The organism is Sphingomonas sp. SL1004, assembly GCF_057815015.1.
Map to the genome: position 1 here is coordinate 2,985,315 of NZ_JBYMUX010000001.1, position 16,483 is coordinate 3,001,797.

At 67.2% G+C, this 16,483-nt stretch carries 15 protein-coding genes; 7 read left to right on the forward strand and 8 right to left on the reverse strand.

The annotated features are described in order from the left end of the window. The first annotated feature begins 60 nt into the window (after positions 1-60). A complete protein-coding gene (locus AC3D24_RS13565) occupies positions 61-1,296 on the forward strand; it encodes a dipeptidase (protein WP_489031428.1) in 1,236 nt (411 codons plus the stop codon). 361 nt (positions 1,297-1,657) lie between these two features. Here the strand turns inward: AC3D24_RS13565 and AC3D24_RS13570 are convergent, their stop codons facing one another. The 6 genes from AC3D24_RS13570 to AC3D24_RS13595 all read right to left on the reverse strand — a co-directional run bounded on the left by AC3D24_RS13570 (position 1,658) and on the right by AC3D24_RS13595 (position 7,335). Continuing rightward, the gene (locus AC3D24_RS13570) at positions 1,658-2,911 is read right to left on the reverse strand and encodes an MFS transporter (RefSeq protein WP_489031430.1); all 1,254 of its coding nucleotides are present in this window, start codon (positions 2,909-2,911) and stop codon (positions 1,658-1,660) included. Beyond that, the gene (locus tag AC3D24_RS13575; protein WP_489031432.1) at positions 2,911-3,444 is read right to left on the reverse strand and encodes a hypothetical protein; all 534 of its coding nucleotides are present in this window, start codon (positions 3,442-3,444) and stop codon (positions 2,911-2,913) included. Before AC3D24_RS13575 ends, AC3D24_RS13570 begins: the two co-directional genes overlap by 1 nt. Before the next feature lie 60 nt (positions 3,445-3,504). Then, the gene (locus tag AC3D24_RS13580; RefSeq protein ID WP_489031434.1) at positions 3,505-4,530 is read right to left on the reverse strand and encodes a histone deacetylase family protein; all 1,026 of its coding nucleotides are present in this window, start codon (positions 4,528-4,530) and stop codon (positions 3,505-3,507) included. A 91-nt stretch (positions 4,531-4,621) separates the two neighbouring features. Continuing rightward, positions 4,622-5,179, reverse strand: coding sequence for a 2'-5' RNA ligase family protein (locus AC3D24_RS13585; protein ID WP_489031435.1), 558 nt, complete (start codon positions 5,177-5,179; stop codon positions 4,622-4,624). A 215-nt stretch (positions 5,180-5,394) separates the two neighbouring features. Continuing rightward, positions 5,395-6,960 (reverse strand): lysine--tRNA ligase, encoded by a 1,566-nt coding sequence (locus AC3D24_RS13590; RefSeq protein WP_489031437.1) that lies wholly within the window; start codon positions 6,958-6,960, stop codon positions 5,395-5,397. 69 nt (positions 6,961-7,029) lie between these two features. After that, on the reverse strand, positions 7,030-7,335 hold the full coding sequence (locus tag AC3D24_RS13595; RefSeq protein ID WP_489031438.1) for a hypothetical protein: 306 nt from the start codon (positions 7,333-7,335) through the stop codon (positions 7,030-7,032). A 267-nt stretch (positions 7,336-7,602) separates the two neighbouring features. Between AC3D24_RS13595 and AC3D24_RS13600 the strand changes: the two genes are divergently transcribed. Beyond that, positions 7,603-10,302 (forward strand): ATP-dependent DNA helicase, encoded by a 2,700-nt coding sequence (locus AC3D24_RS13600; protein ID WP_489031440.1) that lies wholly within the window; start codon positions 7,603-7,605, stop codon positions 10,300-10,302. A gap of 8 nt (positions 10,303-10,310) precedes the next feature. Next, a complete protein-coding gene (locus AC3D24_RS13605; protein ID WP_489031442.1) occupies positions 10,311-10,847 on the forward strand; it encodes a SixA phosphatase family protein in 537 nt (178 codons plus the stop codon). Positions 10,848-11,095: 248 nt separating this feature from the next. Here AC3D24_RS13605 and AC3D24_RS13610 read toward each other — a convergent pair whose 3' ends face one another. After that, positions 11,096-11,620 carry a YceD family protein gene (locus AC3D24_RS13610; protein ID WP_489031444.1) on the reverse strand — a complete coding sequence of 175 codons (525 nt, stop codon included), beginning with the start codon at positions 11,618-11,620 and terminating at the stop codon, positions 11,096-11,098. Then, positions 11,617-12,123: a ubiquinol-cytochrome C chaperone family protein gene (locus AC3D24_RS13615; RefSeq protein WP_489031446.1), complete on the reverse strand. Its 507-nt coding sequence runs from the start codon at positions 12,121-12,123 to the stop codon at positions 11,617-11,619. The genes AC3D24_RS13610 and AC3D24_RS13615 overlap by 4 nt, the downstream gene beginning before the upstream one ends. Before the next feature lie 133 nt (positions 12,124-12,256). On the opposite strand from AC3D24_RS13615, the gene AC3D24_RS13620 reads away from it, so the two are divergent. The 4 genes from AC3D24_RS13620 (at position 12,257) to AC3D24_RS13635 (ending at position 16,479) form a co-directional block, all read left to right on the forward strand. After that, positions 12,257-12,745 carry an outer membrane protein assembly factor BamE gene (locus AC3D24_RS13620; RefSeq protein WP_489031448.1) on the forward strand — a complete coding sequence of 163 codons (489 nt, stop codon included), beginning with the start codon at positions 12,257-12,259 and terminating at the stop codon, positions 12,743-12,745. A gap of 226 nt (positions 12,746-12,971) precedes the next feature. Beyond that, complete coding sequence (locus AC3D24_RS13625) at positions 12,972-14,384, forward strand: glycosyl transferase family protein (RefSeq protein WP_489031450.1); 1,413 nt, start codon at positions 12,972-12,974, stop codon at positions 14,382-14,384. A 50-nt stretch (positions 14,385-14,434) separates the two neighbouring features. Then, positions 14,435-15,373, forward strand: a complete 939-nt coding sequence (locus AC3D24_RS13630) for a hypothetical protein (protein WP_489031452.1) — start codon at positions 14,435-14,437, stop codon at positions 15,371-15,373. Between the two features lie 191 nt (positions 15,374-15,564). After that, positions 15,565-16,479 (forward strand): sulfite exporter TauE/SafE family protein, encoded by a 915-nt coding sequence (locus AC3D24_RS13635; protein WP_353469435.1) that lies wholly within the window; start codon positions 15,565-15,567, stop codon positions 16,477-16,479. Positions 16,480-16,483: the final 4 nt, after the last annotated feature.

The window sequence follows — 16,483 nt, forward strand, 5'->3', positions numbered from 1 at the left end:
GCGCTTGTCGCACGCGATCACCTCCTTCAGGATGGAGCGGACGCTACGGGGGACCAAGACATGATCGCCGCATTGCTGCTGATCGCCGCGCAGGCGAGTCCGGACGCCGCGCTGTCGCGTCGCGTCGAACGCGTGCTGGAACGCAGCCCGGTTATTGACGGGCACAACGATCTCGCCTGGGAACTGCGCGACCTGCACGAGGCGAAGGTCAAGGCTGTCGACCTGTCCGCAGACACGGCGCACCTGCCGAACCCCTTGCAGACTGACATTCCCCGCCTCCGCAAAGGCCATGTCGGCGGCCAGTTCTGGTCGGTCTGGATTCCTGCCGATACGACGGGGCCTCGCGCGGTCGAGATGACGCTGGAGGAGATCGACATCGTCCGCCGCGTCGTCGCGGCGAACCCCGCGACCTTCGAACTGGCGAGCACCGCCGCCGACATCCGCCGGATCGAGAAGGCGGGGCGGATCGCGTCGCTGATCGGCGTCGAGGGCGGGCACCAGATTGACGGGCGCTTGTCGGTGCTCCGCCAATATCGCGCGCTCGGCGTCGCCTACATGACGCTGACGCACGGCAAGAGCCTCAACTGGGCGGACAGCTCTACCGACGCACCGCGCGCGAACGGGCTCAGCGATTTCGGCCGGCAGGTGATCGCCGAGATGAACCGGATCGGCATGATCGTCGACGTCAGCCACGTCTCGGACGCGACGATGGCCGCCGCGCTCGCCGCGACCAAGGCACCGGTGATCGCCTCGCACTCCAGTGCTCGCGCGCTTGCCGATGCGCCGCGCAACATTCCCGACGACCTGCTGCGGGGCATTGGTGCGAATGGGGGTGTCGTAATGGTGAATTTCTACCCTTCGTTCCTCTCGAGCGAATGGCGCGCGTGGGACGCGGCGCGCTCGGCGTATGCGAAGTTGGTGGGCGTACCGGCGGGGGGGTACGGCCCGAAATCGCCAGCGCCGCTGATCGCGTGGGACAGCGCACATCCGGAACCCTCGGTCACCGTCTCCACGGTTGCCGATCATGTCGATCATGTCGCGAAGATTGCTGGCCGCGACCATGTCGGCGTCGGCGGCGACTTCGACGGGATTCAGGGGACCGGGCCGATCGGGCTGAAAGGCGTCGATGGCTATCCGCTGCTGTTCGTGGAGCTCGCGCGGCGGGGGTGGAGCGATGGCGACCTGGCGAAACTATCTGGAGGCAATGTGTTGCGCGTCATGGAAGCGGTCGAGGCGGTCGCGAAGGGCATGGCGAGTTTGCCGCCGATCGACGCAACCGATGCGGCGTCGCGGTAGAGGGGCGATCTTTCCTGGCCGGTCCTTCAACTGAATTTGCGGCCGATCAATTTCGGCACCCGGCACACGTCCATCATCAGCAACGTCTTTCACTGGCGACGTTCGTCATCGGCCACACCCGTCACCGATCACACCACCCACCGATCACACGCGCCGCCGGCCAAACGTCCGTCACCCCAGCGAAAGCTGGGGTATCCAGCCGCCGCGGGCCGCGCGTGCCACACCATGATATCCCAGCTTTCGCTGGGATGACGGCACTGGTTGGGACCACGGCAATGGTCGGGATTGCGGGATTAGCAGGGAGCGGCGCAGGGGCGATCGCTCGGAGTTGTTGAAGCCCGTAGGCGTAGCGCGAGTATCCTCAAGGATCCGGCATCCGCTGCGGCGCGGGCGGTTCCACCACCAGCGGCGGTACGGTGCGTAGCACCAGCCCGATCACCAACGCCGCCACGCCGAGCAGCAGGCAGAACGCGGTCACCCCCGGCCAGCCGGCATGCGTCCACGCGAACCCGCCGGCCGATCCCAGCACGCTCGACCCCATGTAATAGAAGAACAGGTAGAACGCCGCCGCCTGCCCGCGCGAGCCCTGCGCGCGGCGCCCGACCCAGGCGCTCGCGATCGAATGCGCGCCGAAGAAGCCGATCGTCACCACCGCGATCCCCGCGATCACCAGGACCAGCGGCTGCATTGCGGTCAGCGCGACGCCGACGATCAGCAGGACGACCGGCATCCAGAAGATCTTCCTCCGGCCAAGTCTCCCCGCCAGCGTCCCGAACTTCGCCGAACTCACCGATCCCAGCACGTACAGCAGGAAGACCCCGCCGACCGCCGCCTGGCTGAGACCGTAAGGCGGGCTCATCAGCCGGAAGCCGGCATAGTTATAGATCGTGACGAACACGCCCATCAGCAGGAACGCCTCCAGATACAGCAGTGGCATCGCGCGGTCGGTGAACAGTGCGCCGGCACTCCGCAGCAGCGCGCCCGGCCGTCCTACACTCGGCGTGAAATTGCGCGAGGGCGGCGCAAGCCGGCGGAATGCCTCCGCCATCACCAGCCCTGCAACACCGACGGCAGCCAAGGCCCACCGCCAGCCTTCGAGATCGGCGACGACGCTCACGACCAACCGCCCGGCCATCCCGCCGATCGCGCTGCCCGCGATATACAGCCCCATTGCCGCGCCTACCGAGCCGGCATCGACCTCTTCGGCAACATAGGCCATCGCCACCGCCGGCACGCCCGCTAGCGCAACGCCGGTCAGGAATCGCAGCACGAGCAGCCCGCTCCACCCTGGAACGACCGCCGCCGCCAGCGTCAGCGCGCCCGCCGCGAACATCGCCGCAATCATCAACGGGCGTCGGCCGACCCGGTCCGAGACGAACCCCGCGAACAGGATGCCGATCGCGAGAGGTCCGGTCGCCAGCGACACCGCAAGCGAGGCGCCTTCCGCGGTCAGCCCGAACTGCGTGGCGAACAGCGGCAGCAACGGCTGCACCGAGTACAGCAGCGAGAAGGTCGAGAAGCCCGCGAACAGCATCGCCAGCGTCAGCCGGCGGTAGGCGGGCGTGCCGATCGCGATGGGGGTCGGGGGAGCAGTCGTGGCAGGAGCGGGGGCCATCAACCGACCGGACGCTTGAAGTAATGGAACGGCAGCCATGACGATACGAGCTGCCACCCATGCGCCGCCATCGCTTCGGTATCCGGGCCGATCCCGACCATCCGGCGATACTCCCACACGCGGTCGGTCTGGACGAAGATCAGCCGGAACATGCCGGTGCCGACCAGTTCGCGACCGTTCGCGCCTTCCTCCGCCATGATCGCTATCTCGTTGAACGCGTTGGCGCCCTGGCGGACGATATGGTCCGAATCCTCGAGGTCGTCGGCACGGCCGCCGCCGAAGCGCTGCTGCGCCGCCTGTTTGCTGATCCCGATCAGCGCCCCGATCTCGGTCCAGCTCAGTCCGGCGCGGCGACTGGCATTGATCCAGCGGTGCAGCGCCAGCCGCGCCTCGTCGGCGACCACGTGAGCGGCCATGATCATCGGTGGATATTCGTGGCGGGCGGCGCCCGCGAACGGGGTGCGCTCCTCCTGCCACGCCAGCGCGAGGCCGGCGGCGCGTCGGCGAAGATCAGTTTCGTCGGACGGTGTCATAGCGGCCTCCCCGTCAATAATGTCTTGACGATGTGTCAATGGAAGCTTGACCGCATTTCGTCAATATTTTCTTGACAGCGTATCAAATCCCTCCAGAAACGCCGCGACGTTGTGCCCCAGGGCGTCGACCGCGTAACCGCCCTCCATGACTATCACGGTGGGCCACCCGCGCGCCGTGATGTCGGTGGCGAGCACCGCATAGTCGGGCGTGGTAAGCTTGAAGTGCGAGATCGGATCGTCCTCCCACGTGTCCGCACCGAAGCTGACGACGAGCAGGCCGGGATCGAACGCGGCGATCGCGTCCAGCGCGGTCGTTTGCGCGTCGCGGAAAGCTTCGATCTGCGTACCGTGGGGAAGGAGGAGATTGAGCGTGGTGCCGAGCCCTTCGCCTTCGCCGGTTTCGTCGGCGTGACCCCAGTAGAACGGGTAGTCGGTCTTGGGATCGGCGTGGACGGACGCGTAGAACACGTCGCCCCGGGCATAGAAGATGTTCTGCGTGCCGTTGCCGTGGTGATAGTCGATGTCGAGGATCGCGACGCGAGTGACACCGGCATCGCGCGCGGCCTGCGCGGCGATCGCGGCGGTGTTGAGGTGGCAATATCCGCCGCAATAATCCGCGCCGGCATGATGGCCGGGCGGGCGACACAGCGCGAACGCTGCGCGGTCGCCGTCGAGGACCGCGTGCGTCGCGGCGAGCGCGGACTGGGCGCTGCCGTAGGACGCGGCCCAGGTTTCGTGCGTGATCGGCGTGGTCGCGTCGAAACTGTGCGCGCCGACCAGCGCGTCGATCCGGGTCAGGTCGAGCGGACGGCGGCCGTGGATCGGGAAGGCGTAGGGGATCGCGTCGCCCTCCCGCCCCGCTTCGCGCCACAACCGCGCGGCGTCCTTTAGGAACGCGACATAGGGCGTGGAATGGACGGCGAGGATCGGCGCTTCGCCGCGATCCTCCGGCGTCTCGACCGGACCGATCGCGCGCAGGATCGCATCGATGCGCGCGGGCGTCTCGGCATAAGCGGTGAACGCACCGTTGTGGAGTTCGCGCGCAGGGGCGTGGGTTCGCTGGGCGTCGTCGAAGAACAGCCGCATGTTCGCTCCTTGGTGCGCGGTCACGAGGGTAGCACCAACCGAACGCGTCCGGGGTCCTACGGGATCGCGCGCGTTCGGCAAATCCGAAGGCTCAGAACAGCGCCAGTTGCCGATCGTCGTCGCCGGCCAGCAACCAGCGGCCGATCACGTCGTGCCGGGTCCGGCCGACATGGCTGTGGACCAGCACGAATGCGTCCGCGGTCCAGCCGATCGGCACGATGTCTTGCGTGAACGGCGCGCCGTCACGGTAGCCGAGCGTCATGTGGGGGCTCGACCGATACCCGGTACGGGCGCGTAACCCTGCCGCCTCGCGTGCTACGGCAATCCGCTGGTACAACGCGGCGAAGGATGCGTTCTTCCGGCGGGGGCGCATCGCGATGGAACGATCGCTGCCGATCACGGTATCGAACTCGATCGCGAACGGCGCGGCTTCGACCACATTGCCGATCGCCTTCAGGTCCCGCTCCAGCGCGGTCGAGACGCGGTCCTGGTCGTCGAGGATATCGATCGTGACGTGAAGATGCTCAGGGCGCAGCTTGTCCCCGTCGGTCTCGAACCACGACGCCGCAGCGGTGATCTGGCGCGCTAGCAGCAGTGGCGGGCGGATCGCAAAGAACAGGCGATGACGGGCGAGCGGTCGATGAAACATGCCGATCTCCGAATCAGGTGGGAAGTGGGCTGTTGCTAATATGTTCTATATTTCTTGTCGAGGTCGGGTGCGAAATTGCGTGATGGAAGTACCACCCCGGCGGAGGCCGGGGCCCAATTGGAAAGGTTGCAGTAACGACACGCTGCACCCCGTTATGCACGTCCCCCAACTGGGCCCCGGCCTTCGCCGGGGTGGTGTTTCCCTGCCGGATTTCTTTACCGTGCCAACGCCTCGGAGATCAGTTTCCGTGAGTTCGCCACCCCGTACAGCGCGATGAAACTTCCCATTCGCGGGCCCTGCTCGGAGCCGAGCAACGTCTCGTACAGCGCCTTGAACCAGTCGCGCAGGTTCTCAAATCCGCCGGTCTTGCCGATTTCGTAGACGATGTTCTGGATATCCTCCGCGCTCGCCTCCGCCGGCAGCGCGGCGAGTTCCGCGTCCAGCCGCTCAAGCGCTGCGACCTCGACACCTTCGGGCGAGCGGCGCTTTAACGTCGGCGCGACGAAATCGCGGCTATAGGCCAGCGCGTAGCCGATCAGCCGGTCGAGCTCGGGATACTTTGCCGCCGACGCATCGGGGACGTAGTTGGCGAGATACCCCCAGACCTGCTCCTTGCTCGCATCGCCCATCACACCGACGAGGTTGAGCAACAGCCCGAACGTCACCGGCAGTTCGCCCTCCGGCAGCTTTCCATCGTGGATGTGATGCACCGGATTGCCGAGCTTCTGCTTCAAATCCTGGCCCGCATAATTGCCGCGAAACTGCCAATATTCGTCCACCGCGCGCGGGATCACGCCCATGTGCAGCGACTTCGCCTTCTTCGGCTCGCGGTACGCGTAGAACGCCAGCGACTCTTCCGGGCCGTAGGTCAGCCACTGTTCGAGGCTCAGGCCATTGCCCTTCGACTTCGAGATCTTCTCGCCATTCTCGTCGAGGAACATCTCGTAGTTGAAGCCCTCGGGCGGGCGCCCGCCAAGCACGCGCGCGATCTTCGACGACTGGGTGACCGAATCGATCAGGTCCTTGCCCGCCATCTCGTAATCGACGCCGAGCGCGACCCAGCGCATCGCCCAGTCGACCTTCCACTGGAGTTTGGCTTTGCCGCCGAGGACCGATTGTTCGATCCGCTGGCCTTCGTCTTCAAAGGCAATCAGACCGGCCTCGGCATCGATCACTTCGATCGGGACCTGCAACACGATGCCGCTGGTCGGCGAGATCGGCAGTACCGGCGAATACGTCGCGCGACGTTCGGCCCGCAGCGTCGGTAGCATTACGTCCTGGATGCCCTGGAAGTGGCGGAGCACGCCCTTCAGCGCCTCGTCGAAACGCCCGCCGGTGTAATATTCGGTCGATGACGCGAACTCGTAGTCGAACCCGTAGCGGTCGAGGAATTCGCGCAGGATCGCGTTGTTGTGCGCGGCAAAGCTCGAATGCGTGCCGAACGGATCGGGAATCTGCGTCAGCGGCTTGCCGAGATGCTCGCGGAGCATGTCGCCATTGGGGACGTTGTCCGGAACCTTACGCAGGCCGTCCATGTCGTCCGAAAACGCGATCAACCGCGTCGGCGTGTCGCTCAAGGCGTGGAAGGCATTGCGCACCATCGTCGTACGCAACACCTCGTTGAACGTGCCGATATGCGGCAGGCCCGACGGCCCATAGCCGGTCTCGAACAGCACCGGCGCGCCTTGCTTGCCCTGCGGATAGCGCTTGAGGAGTTTGCGTGCCTCCTCGTACGGCCATGCTTTGGACTCGAGGGCGGCGGTGCGGATGTCATCGGTCATAGCGTTCGGCGATTAGCGCCTGCGCCCGCCCCCGTCACCCCACCGCCGTCACCCCACCGCCGCATACCCTCAGCGGCAGCGCTTCTTGGCGGTCATCGACCGGTCGATCGCGCGGCCACCAAGGGCACCCGCTGCACCACCGGCGACCGTGCCGAGCAAGCCGCCGCCGACTGCGTTGCCGAGCACGGCACCGCCGACGCCGCCTGCGACCAGCCCGGTCGTGCCGCTCGAATAGCGGCAGCGCTTCGCCTGGTAGCGACGGTTATGCCCGCGATACTCCCGCTTCGACCGTGCTTCGGCCTTGCCGGTCGGCAGTACGGCGGCCGCTGGAATTGCGAGCGAGAGCGCGCTCAGCGCCATGAGAAACTTCCGCATGATGATCATCCCTGTTGATGTAGATAAAGTTTGGTATCGATGAGTGCGCAACGCACACGAACCGTACCGGTTGCGTAACGGCAAGCCAGAGTAATGAGATTGCTGACGAGTCTCCCGGATCACCTCGTCCGCGGAACCTGGTTGCGTCATGATGTGGATGACGGGAGTGGGGAAGGGGGATTGCCGATCGGGAGTGTCTGCGCACCGCTGCCATATCACCTTCCACAAGAGGTTGCCCTTTCGTTCTCGTTGCAGCAAGGTCGTGTGGTGCTCCCCTATCCCGCCCTCCACGCCAGCCACGCCGGCATCTGGATCGCGAATGCCGAGGGCGCGCGGCCGATCGGGCGGGGCGAGGCGATCCGGATCGCCGCGGACACGCCGGTCATCATGCTCAACGCACCGCTGGTCGGGCAGCGGCTCGGGTATCCAGACCTGTCGGGACTCGACCTGCTCGAACTCTACGCGTTCCTCCGCCCCGCGCAGTTCGCGGTGCCGACGCCGAAGGGGATCGCACGGGTCACCGACCTGGACGTGCCGAGCGAGGATGCGGAGGTTGCGCCGTTTCTCCTCCGTGCGGCCGACGCGATGCTGGCGCTCACCGATGGCGACTGGCCAGAACGGGAGGGCGCCTGGACCGCGGCGCAGTCGCTGTTCCGCCTCCGGTGGCCTTGGGCGCCGGTCGTCGCCGAGCGGCTGAAGAAGCCCGCGGTCAACGAACGTTGGCTGTTTTCGTCGCTTCCCGAATGGGAGGAGCACGCGCCGCGTCCCGCCCCGCGTACCGTCACGATCGAGCCCGGCGATGCCGAAGCGCGACTTGTCGATCTCACCGGCCACGGTGCCGAGGAACGCCCCGGCCAGCGCGCCTATGCGGGCGCCGCCACCGCCGCCTTCGCACCGCGGGCGATGCGCGACACGCCTAACTTGGTTCTCGCCGAGGCGGGCACCGGGATCGGCAAGACGTTGGGGTATCTCGCCCCCGCATCGCTGTGGGCGGAGAAGGCTGGCGGCGCGGTGTGGATATCGACCTACACCAAGACGCTGCAACGCCAGCTGGGCCAGGAAACCGCGCGATTATATCCCGACGCCGCTATCCGGAAGGCCAAGGTCGTGACGCGCAAGGGCCGCGAGAATTACCTGTGCCTGCTCAACCTGGAGGACGCGCTGCAAGGCGGGTTTGCGGGCCGCGCGGCGATCCTCGCGCATCTGGTCGCGCGCTGGGCCGCCTATAGCGCGGACGGCGACATGGTCGGCGGCGACCTGCCCGGCTGGCTACCGACGCTGTTCCGCCGCAACGGCTCGACCGCGCTGACCGACCGGCGCGGCGAGTGTGTGTACGCCGGCTGCCCACACTACCGGAAATGCTTCATCGAGCGCGCCGCCCGCGCCTCGTCGGACGCCGACATCGTCATCGCCAACCACGCATTGGTGATGGTCAATGCGGCGCGGGGCCGCGAGCTCGCTACCCGGCCGACGCGCTACGTGTTCGACGAGGGCCACCATATCTTCGACGCGGCCGATTCGATGTTCGCGACCGCGTTGACCGGTGCCGAGACGATCGAACTGCGCCGCTGGATCCTCGGACCAGAATCGAGCGGCCGAGGGCGGCGCCGAGGGCTTGCCGCACGCCTGTCCGACCTCGCCAGCTATGACGAACAGGGGGCTAGGGCGATCTCCGACGCGGTGACCGCGGCGGGGGCGCTGGCGTCCGATGGCTGGCTGCAACGGCTTGGCGAAGGCGCGCCGTTCGGGCCGATCGAGACGCTGCTCGCCGCGGTCCGCGGGCTCACCTATGCGCGCGCCGAGCAACCCGGCGACGCGGGCTATGGCCTGGAAACCGAACTCGCCGAACCCGACGCGACGCTGATCGAGGCCGCCGCGCCTGCTGCCGCCGCGCTCGACGGACTCGTCCGACCGCTCGTCACGCTCGGCCGCCGCCTCGAAGCGGTGCTCGCCGAAGCGCCCGACTGGATGGACGCGCCCGCGCGAGCCCGAGTCGAAGGTGCGATCGCCTCGATCGGCTGGCGCGCGGAGACGGTGGCGTCGTGGCTGTCGCTGCTGGCGCGCGTCGGCGGGCCGGTCGATGGCGATTTCGTCGACTGGCTCGCGGTCGACCGGATCGAGGGGCGCGAGTTCGATATCGGTCTCCACCGTCACTGGCTCGATCCGACCCGGCCGTTCGCCGAGATCGTCCTGAAGCCCGCGCACGGTGCGCTCGTCACGTCGGCGACGCTCACGGGCGGCGGTGACTGGGAAGTCGCCGAAGCGCGCACCGGCGCCCCGCATCTTCTGCGTCCCGCGGCACGGTTCGAGGCAAAGAGCCCGTTCGACTACACCCGCCAGGCCGAAGTGCTGATCGTCACCGACGTCAAACGCGGCGACATCGGCGCGCTCGCCAACGCTTATGCGCAGCTGATCGTCGCGAGCCGCGGCGGCACGCTCGGGCTGTTCACTGCGATCCGCAGGTTGCGCGGCGTGCATGGCCGCATCGCCGATCGACTCGCACGCGAAGGCCTGCCGCTCCACGCGCAGCACGTCGATCCGATCGACACCGGCACGCTGGTCGACATTTTTCGCGACGATCCGGGGGCGAGCCTGCTCGGTACCGACGCGCTGCGCGACGGCGTCGACGTGCCCGGCGAGTCGCTGCGGCTCGTGGTGATGGAGGGCGTGCCCTGGGCGAAACCGTCCGTGCTGCATGCCGCGCGGAGGCTCGCCGGCGGTGGTTCGGCATATGACGACCGCCTCGTCCGCGCGCGGCTCGCGCAGGCGTTCGGCCGACTGATCCGCCGTGCCGACGATTCGGGGGTGTTCGTTATGCTGTCCGCGGCAATGCCATCGCGGTTACTCAGCGCGTTCCCGCCGGGCGTGCCGATCGCCCGCGTGACGCTCGAACAAGCGGTCGCCCGAGTCGCGAGCCGGCTTTCCTCACGGGCTCCAGTAGGGCATGAAAGCCGCGAACCGGCTTGAGGATTGCCATGAAGACGCTGACGCTGCTGCGCCACGCCAAATCCGGCTGGGACGATCCGGTCGCGCGCGATTTCGATCGGCCACTCAACGCCAAGGGCAAGCGCGCCGCGGCGATGGTCGGCCGGCATATGCGATCGCTGGGCTTGGCGTTCGACCACGCGATTGCCTCGCCTGCGGTGCGGGTGACGGAGACGCTAGAGCAGATCGAAGCGGGCTATGGCCGGACGATCGCGCCGGACTTGGATCGGCGAGTGTATCTGGCGTCGGCGGCGACGTTGCTCGACGTGGTGCACGGGTTCCCGACTGAGGCGGAGCGCGCGCTGCTGGTCGGGCATAACCCGGGGTTGGAGGATCTTGTGCTGATGCTGGTTGCGGACGGGGCTGACCCGCTGCGCGATGCGGTCGAGGACAAGTATCCGACGGCGAGCATCGCCGAGCTTCAGTTCGAGGGGGAATGGGGGGATGTTGCGTCTGGCAATGCGCGGCTGACCCGGTTCGTACGGCCGCGTGATCTTGATCCAACCTTGGGCCCCGACGCGGACTAAACTATGTTTCCCCGCGAAGGCGGGGATCCAGTCTGGGCACCCGCCTTCGCGGGTGAACAAGGGCGGGGGGATTGCGGCTTCTCCAACTGACCACCACCCCGGCGAAGGCCGGGGCCCAATTGGAAAGGTGGATGCAACTGCGGACCGCCCTACGTCACCATCCGCCCCCAATTGGGCCCCGGCCTTCGCCGGGGTGGGCGGGTTTCTGGGTAGGCTGATCATCAATGCGCGCTGGGCCGCGCCACCATTCACCCCTTCCCCGCCATCCTCGCCTTCAGATCCGAGAACGCATTCGCCGGCTGGAACTCGTCTTCGCTGATCACCCCAGCGGCCGCCAGCGCCGCCGCCGCGTTGGGCCCCCGCGGGAACGGGTCGATCGCCAACGCCAGCGTATCCGCCGCCGCCTCGCCCAGATCGATCGTGCCGCCCTGGATCGCCACCATGTCGAGCGCATCGTCGGACAGTTCGACCTCGTCGCCCTCCGCGATCAGTTGCTCGACGAACAGCAGCGCGACCGGCTCGTCGATCTGCGTATCGAGCGGCTCGTCGGTCACCGAACACGCCTGCACCGCGGCCCCCGTCACCCGGCCTTTCACGACGATACCGCTATCCGTGCGCTTGATGGCGAACCGCGCATCGAGTCGCGCGATCGACACTATCTGGAAGCGCTTCGCCAAGGCCGCGCGCTCGTCCTCGGTCGCCGCGATCTCGATCACGCGCTCGCGCTCGCCGATCGTGTCGAGGCGCTCGGGGCGGCTGAATTCAGGCTTCACGGTAGGTCTCCAGCAAGCAAAGTCGTCAGCGGCGTCGCGGCCAGCGCGGCATGAAACGCCATCACCGACTCGCGGACATGCCCCAGCGCCGCATCGTCGGGCTGGGCACCACGGTAAAGGTTGCGTACCAGCGCCGGTGCGATATCGCCCGCCGCCAGTCCGTCGCGATACGCGCCGAGGCGCCCGCCGAGCATGCTCATCATCTTGCCGATATGCTTGCCGACGATGATGTCGCCGATGCCGATCTCGCGCAGCTGCCCGTCCATGTCGTCGACGAAGCGCTCGGCCAGGCGCGCCGCGGGATCGCCACCTGCGGGCTCCGCTTCCAGCCGCAGCATCACGATGGCGAGCAGCGTCGCGATCATGTCGAACCGCCCGTCGACCGTGTCCGGCACTGCCCCATCCAGATACCAATGTTCCGCGCGTGCACGCCCCACGACCGCATTATAGAGCGGCAGCGCCTCGTCCGGCTTCTCGCCGAGCAGTCTTCCGAACCAGCTCAATCCGTCGTCCCTCGATCATAGACTGCGCTTCGGCTTGTTTGCCCGCGCATCCTCGCATATCGAGGCGATCGACGGCCGATGCAATCGCGTCGGACCCGTCACGTGTTTCCGCGTGCCCCGGTTGGGAGTTTATATGAGCGTCGTTTCCACCCGTATCGTCCAGGTCGCGGCCATCGGTCTCGTCGCGCTGGCGAGCGCGGGCTGCACCCAGCTGCGCTCGCATCAGGGCTATGTGGTCGACTCCGACCTCGTCAATTCGGTCCAGCCGGGCGTGGATAACCGCCAGTCGGTGCTCCAGACGCTCGGCAAGCCGACGCTTGCGGGCCAGTTCGACCAGGGCGACTGGTATTATCTCGCGCGCGACAGTCGTAACCTGGCGTTCCGCAATCCGCGCGCCAACGCACAGATCACGCTGCAGATCAGCTTCGACCAGCAGGGCACCGTCACCGCGATTCGTCGCGGCGGGCTCGATCAGGTCGCCTCGGTCAGCCCGTACGGCAAGAAGACCCCGACGCTCGGCCGCGAGCGTGGCTTCTTCCAGGATCTGTTCGGCAACATCGGCACGGTCGGCGCAGCGAGTGCCGGCGGCGGTGGTGCACCGGGCGGTCGCGACCAGCCGTAACGCCGGTTTGCGGTAGGTCTGCGCTGATTCTGGAGTGTCGAGCACGGGCTCGCCGGGCGAAGTCGTGTTTCGCGCGCCGGAAGATGCCAAACTGTCGGCTCGGTACTACCGCACGAATGCGCCAGAGCGACAAGCCTTGGCCGATGGTGGCGGCAAACATCCGAATCGGGCCCGACTATATCCGAAACGGAGACTGACTGCGCTACCCACCTGACGGGGGTGGCGCTTGGACGAGTCGCTGTGGATCATAGATGCCGTCGCGCGGGAGATGCTGCTGTTCGCTGGCGTCGGCCTGTTTCTCGGCGGCATCGACGATCTGCTGATCGACCTGGTGTTCGTCGCGCATCGGATCCGATCCGGGCGGCGGCCTCGGCTGAGCCTCGCGACCTTGCCGCCACCGTGCAACTCGGGCCGGATCGCGGTGTTCGTCGCTGCATGGGACGAATCGTCGGTGATCGGGGAGATGCTGTCGACGGCGCTCGATCGGTACGAGCATGGCGATTACCGGATCTATGTCGGCGTGTATCCCAACGATCGCGCGACGATCGATGCGGCGGCTGCGGTTGCCGAGCGGGACGTCCGGGTCCGGATCGTGATCGGATCGCGCCACGGGCCGACGACGAAGGCGGATTGCCTCAATACGCTATGGCACGCGCTGCGCCGCGACGACGCGCGCGACGATCTGTGGACCAAGGCGATCGTGCTGCATGATGCCGAGGATGTCGTGCATGCGCAGGAACTCCGCGTCTTCGACAGCCTGATCGACCGGTATGAGGTTGTGCAACTGCCCGTCCTGCCACTGGTCCATCGCGGCGCGCGACTGGTGTCCGGCCATTATGCCGACGAATTTTCCGAATCCCACGCCAAGCAGATCATCGTTCGAACGGCATTGGGCGCAGGTATGCCGCTTGCCGGGACCGGGTGTGCGATCGCGCCTGACGTCCTTGCCATGATCGCGCACGCGCGCGGCGGCGATCCGTTCGATGCTTCCAGCCTGACCGAGGATTATGAACTGGGCCTGCGACTCGCCGAACTGGGCGCACGTGGTATCTTCGCGCGGGTCGCGACGGACGATGCCGGCAGCGTCGTTGCCGTCCGAGCCTATTTTCCGGGAACGATGGCCGCGTCGATCCGTCAGAAGACCCGCTGGATGACCGGGATCGCGCTGGCCGGTTGGGACCGCACCGGCTGGGCACGGCCACGTGCATTCGCGGATCACTGGATGCGGATGCGCGACCGACGCGCACCGCTCGCCGTCGTGATCCTGGCCGTCGGCTATGTCGCAATCCCCATCTGGGGTCTCTCGCTGGCGCTGCATTGGGGGCTTGGCGAGACGATGCCCTATGCGAGGCTCCGTTACCCGATCGCGGTCTGGTTGCTCTTGGCCAATACCGCGCTGCTTGTCTGGCGGTTGGGTACGCGCATGATATTTACCGGGCGCAGCTATGGCTGGCGCGAGGCGATCTGGTCGTTGCCGCGGTTTCTGGTCGGTAATTTCGTCTCGCTGATCGCCGCTCCGCGCGCGGTGCTTCTCTATGTCGGCATGCTACGGGGAGCGCCGCCGGTGTGGGACAAGACGCGGCATGAATTTCCGGACCTGCCTGCCCCTGTCGCGTCCACAACTGCCGGGACGGGATGACAGGGGGGCGGCCGCTCCGATTCCTGGTACTGGCATTGGGCGGTTGGGTGATGATCCGGGTCGCGGTCCTGTTGCCGGAGATCGCATCGCTGCCTGCCGCCGACGTAATCCCGCGGCTGATCGAAGTCCTCGTCCCGACCGTATCCGCTGCGCGCTTCGGTCGATCGAGCACCGGACCACGGCTTCCCGGCGGCCTGATCGGAACGCCACCGATTCCGGTTGTCGAACCGCACTGGCGCGCAGCCCTACCAGTATTTTTGCAGGCTGCTCGCGTGCCGCCCATTACGGCGCCGCGTATCGAGATCGCGCTTCGTGTCGAGCGGATACCGTCCGCCCTCGCGCCACCTGCCGCGGTCTGGAGAGCAAGCCGGCTTAACGGCAGCGCGTGGCTGCTCGTCCGCGGCGGTCCGGCCGGAACGGTATCGGGTGGCCAGCTTGGTGCGTCGCAAGGCGGGATCCGGCTGACCTATGCACTCGACGCCCGCCGCCGGTTTGCGCTGGCCGCGCGCATCGCCGCACCGCTGAAGGGCGCAGGCCGAGAGGTCGCGCTCGGGGTGGAATGGCAACCGACCCGCTTGCCGATCCGGCTGATCGCAGAACAGCGCTTCGTGCTCGACGGCGGCCGTGGCGGACCGACGCTCGGCGTGATCGGCGGCTATGGCCCATCCGATATCGGCCCCGGCGTCCGTCTTGAGGCATACGGGCAGGCCGGTGCGATAGCGCGGGACGGGATCGAAGGTTTCATCGATGCATCCGCCCGCGTCACGCACCCTTTCGGCTCGGTGCACGGCGTCCGGATCGATGGCGGGGTAGGCGCATGGGGCAGTGCGCAGCGCGCGGCGGCCCGCCTCGACATCGGCCCGTCGATCGTCGCCACGGTGCCGGTTGCGGGCAAATCGTTCCGTCTGACACTCGACTGGCGCGAACGCATCGCCGGCTCTGCCCAGCCGGGTTCCGGACCGGCGCTGTCGATCGGCAGCGATTTCTGAGGCTGTCGCGGCGTACCTCCAGGCGACCATCTCGGACAGCCGTGAACAATGTCCACCGCGTCCCGACGCGACGCTTCATTAGCCTCGCGTCAAGCGTCTCGTCTGGATGGCACAACGTCTCCGATAGACGGAAGCAATCGATCCGTGTGCAGCCTAGCCCCGTGCGCGCAATCCGGTGTAACGCTGGTCGCGTGGATCTGTATCTCCCCGTCGCCAACCTATCGGTCAACGCGCTCGTCATCATCCTGCTCGGCGGGGGGGTCGGGTTGTTGTCGGGGATGTTCGGGGTCGGCGGCGGGTTCCTGACGACGCCGCTGCTGATCGTCTACGGCATCCCGCCGACCGTCGCCGCCGCCTCGTCGGCAAGCCAGGTGACCGGCGCGAGCGTCTCCGGCGTGTTCGCGCATTTCCGGCGCAAGGGCGTGGATACCAAGATGGGCGGGGTGCTGGTCGCGGGCGGTATCCTCGGCTCGTTCTTCGGCGCGTGGCTGTTCCGGCTGCTTCAGCAGAGCGGGCAGATCGATACGGTGATCGCGATCGTCTACGTCGTCATGCTCGGCTCGATCGGCGGTCTGATGGCAAAGGAATCGATCGGCACGATCGGTCGCGCGCGTACCGGACGCCCGCCGAAAGCCCGCAAGCGCCGCCATCACCCGCTCGTCGCCGCGCTGCCGCTGCGCACGCGCTTCTACGCTTCCGGGCTTTACATCTCGCCGCTCGCGCCACTGCTGCTCGGCTTCTTCACCGGCATCCTGACGATCCTGCTCGGCATCGGCGGCGGCTTCATCCTCGTCCCCGCGATGATCTACCTGCTCGGCATGGCGACCTCGGTGGTGGTCGGCACGTCGCTGTTCCAGACGCTGTTCGTGACCGCGGTGGCGACGATGGTCCACGCGACCACGACCAAGGCGGTCGACATCGTCCTCGCAGGATTGCTGTTGCTCGGCTCGGTCGTCGGCGCGCAGATCGGGGCGCGCTTTGCCACCAAGTTCCGCCCCGAATATCTCCGTCTTGCGCTCGCGGTGATGGTGCTGCTGGTCGGCGCCCGCATCCTGCTCGGGCTCGTCTGGCGGCCCGAGGAGATCTTCTCGGTCACGCTGTCGTGAGTCG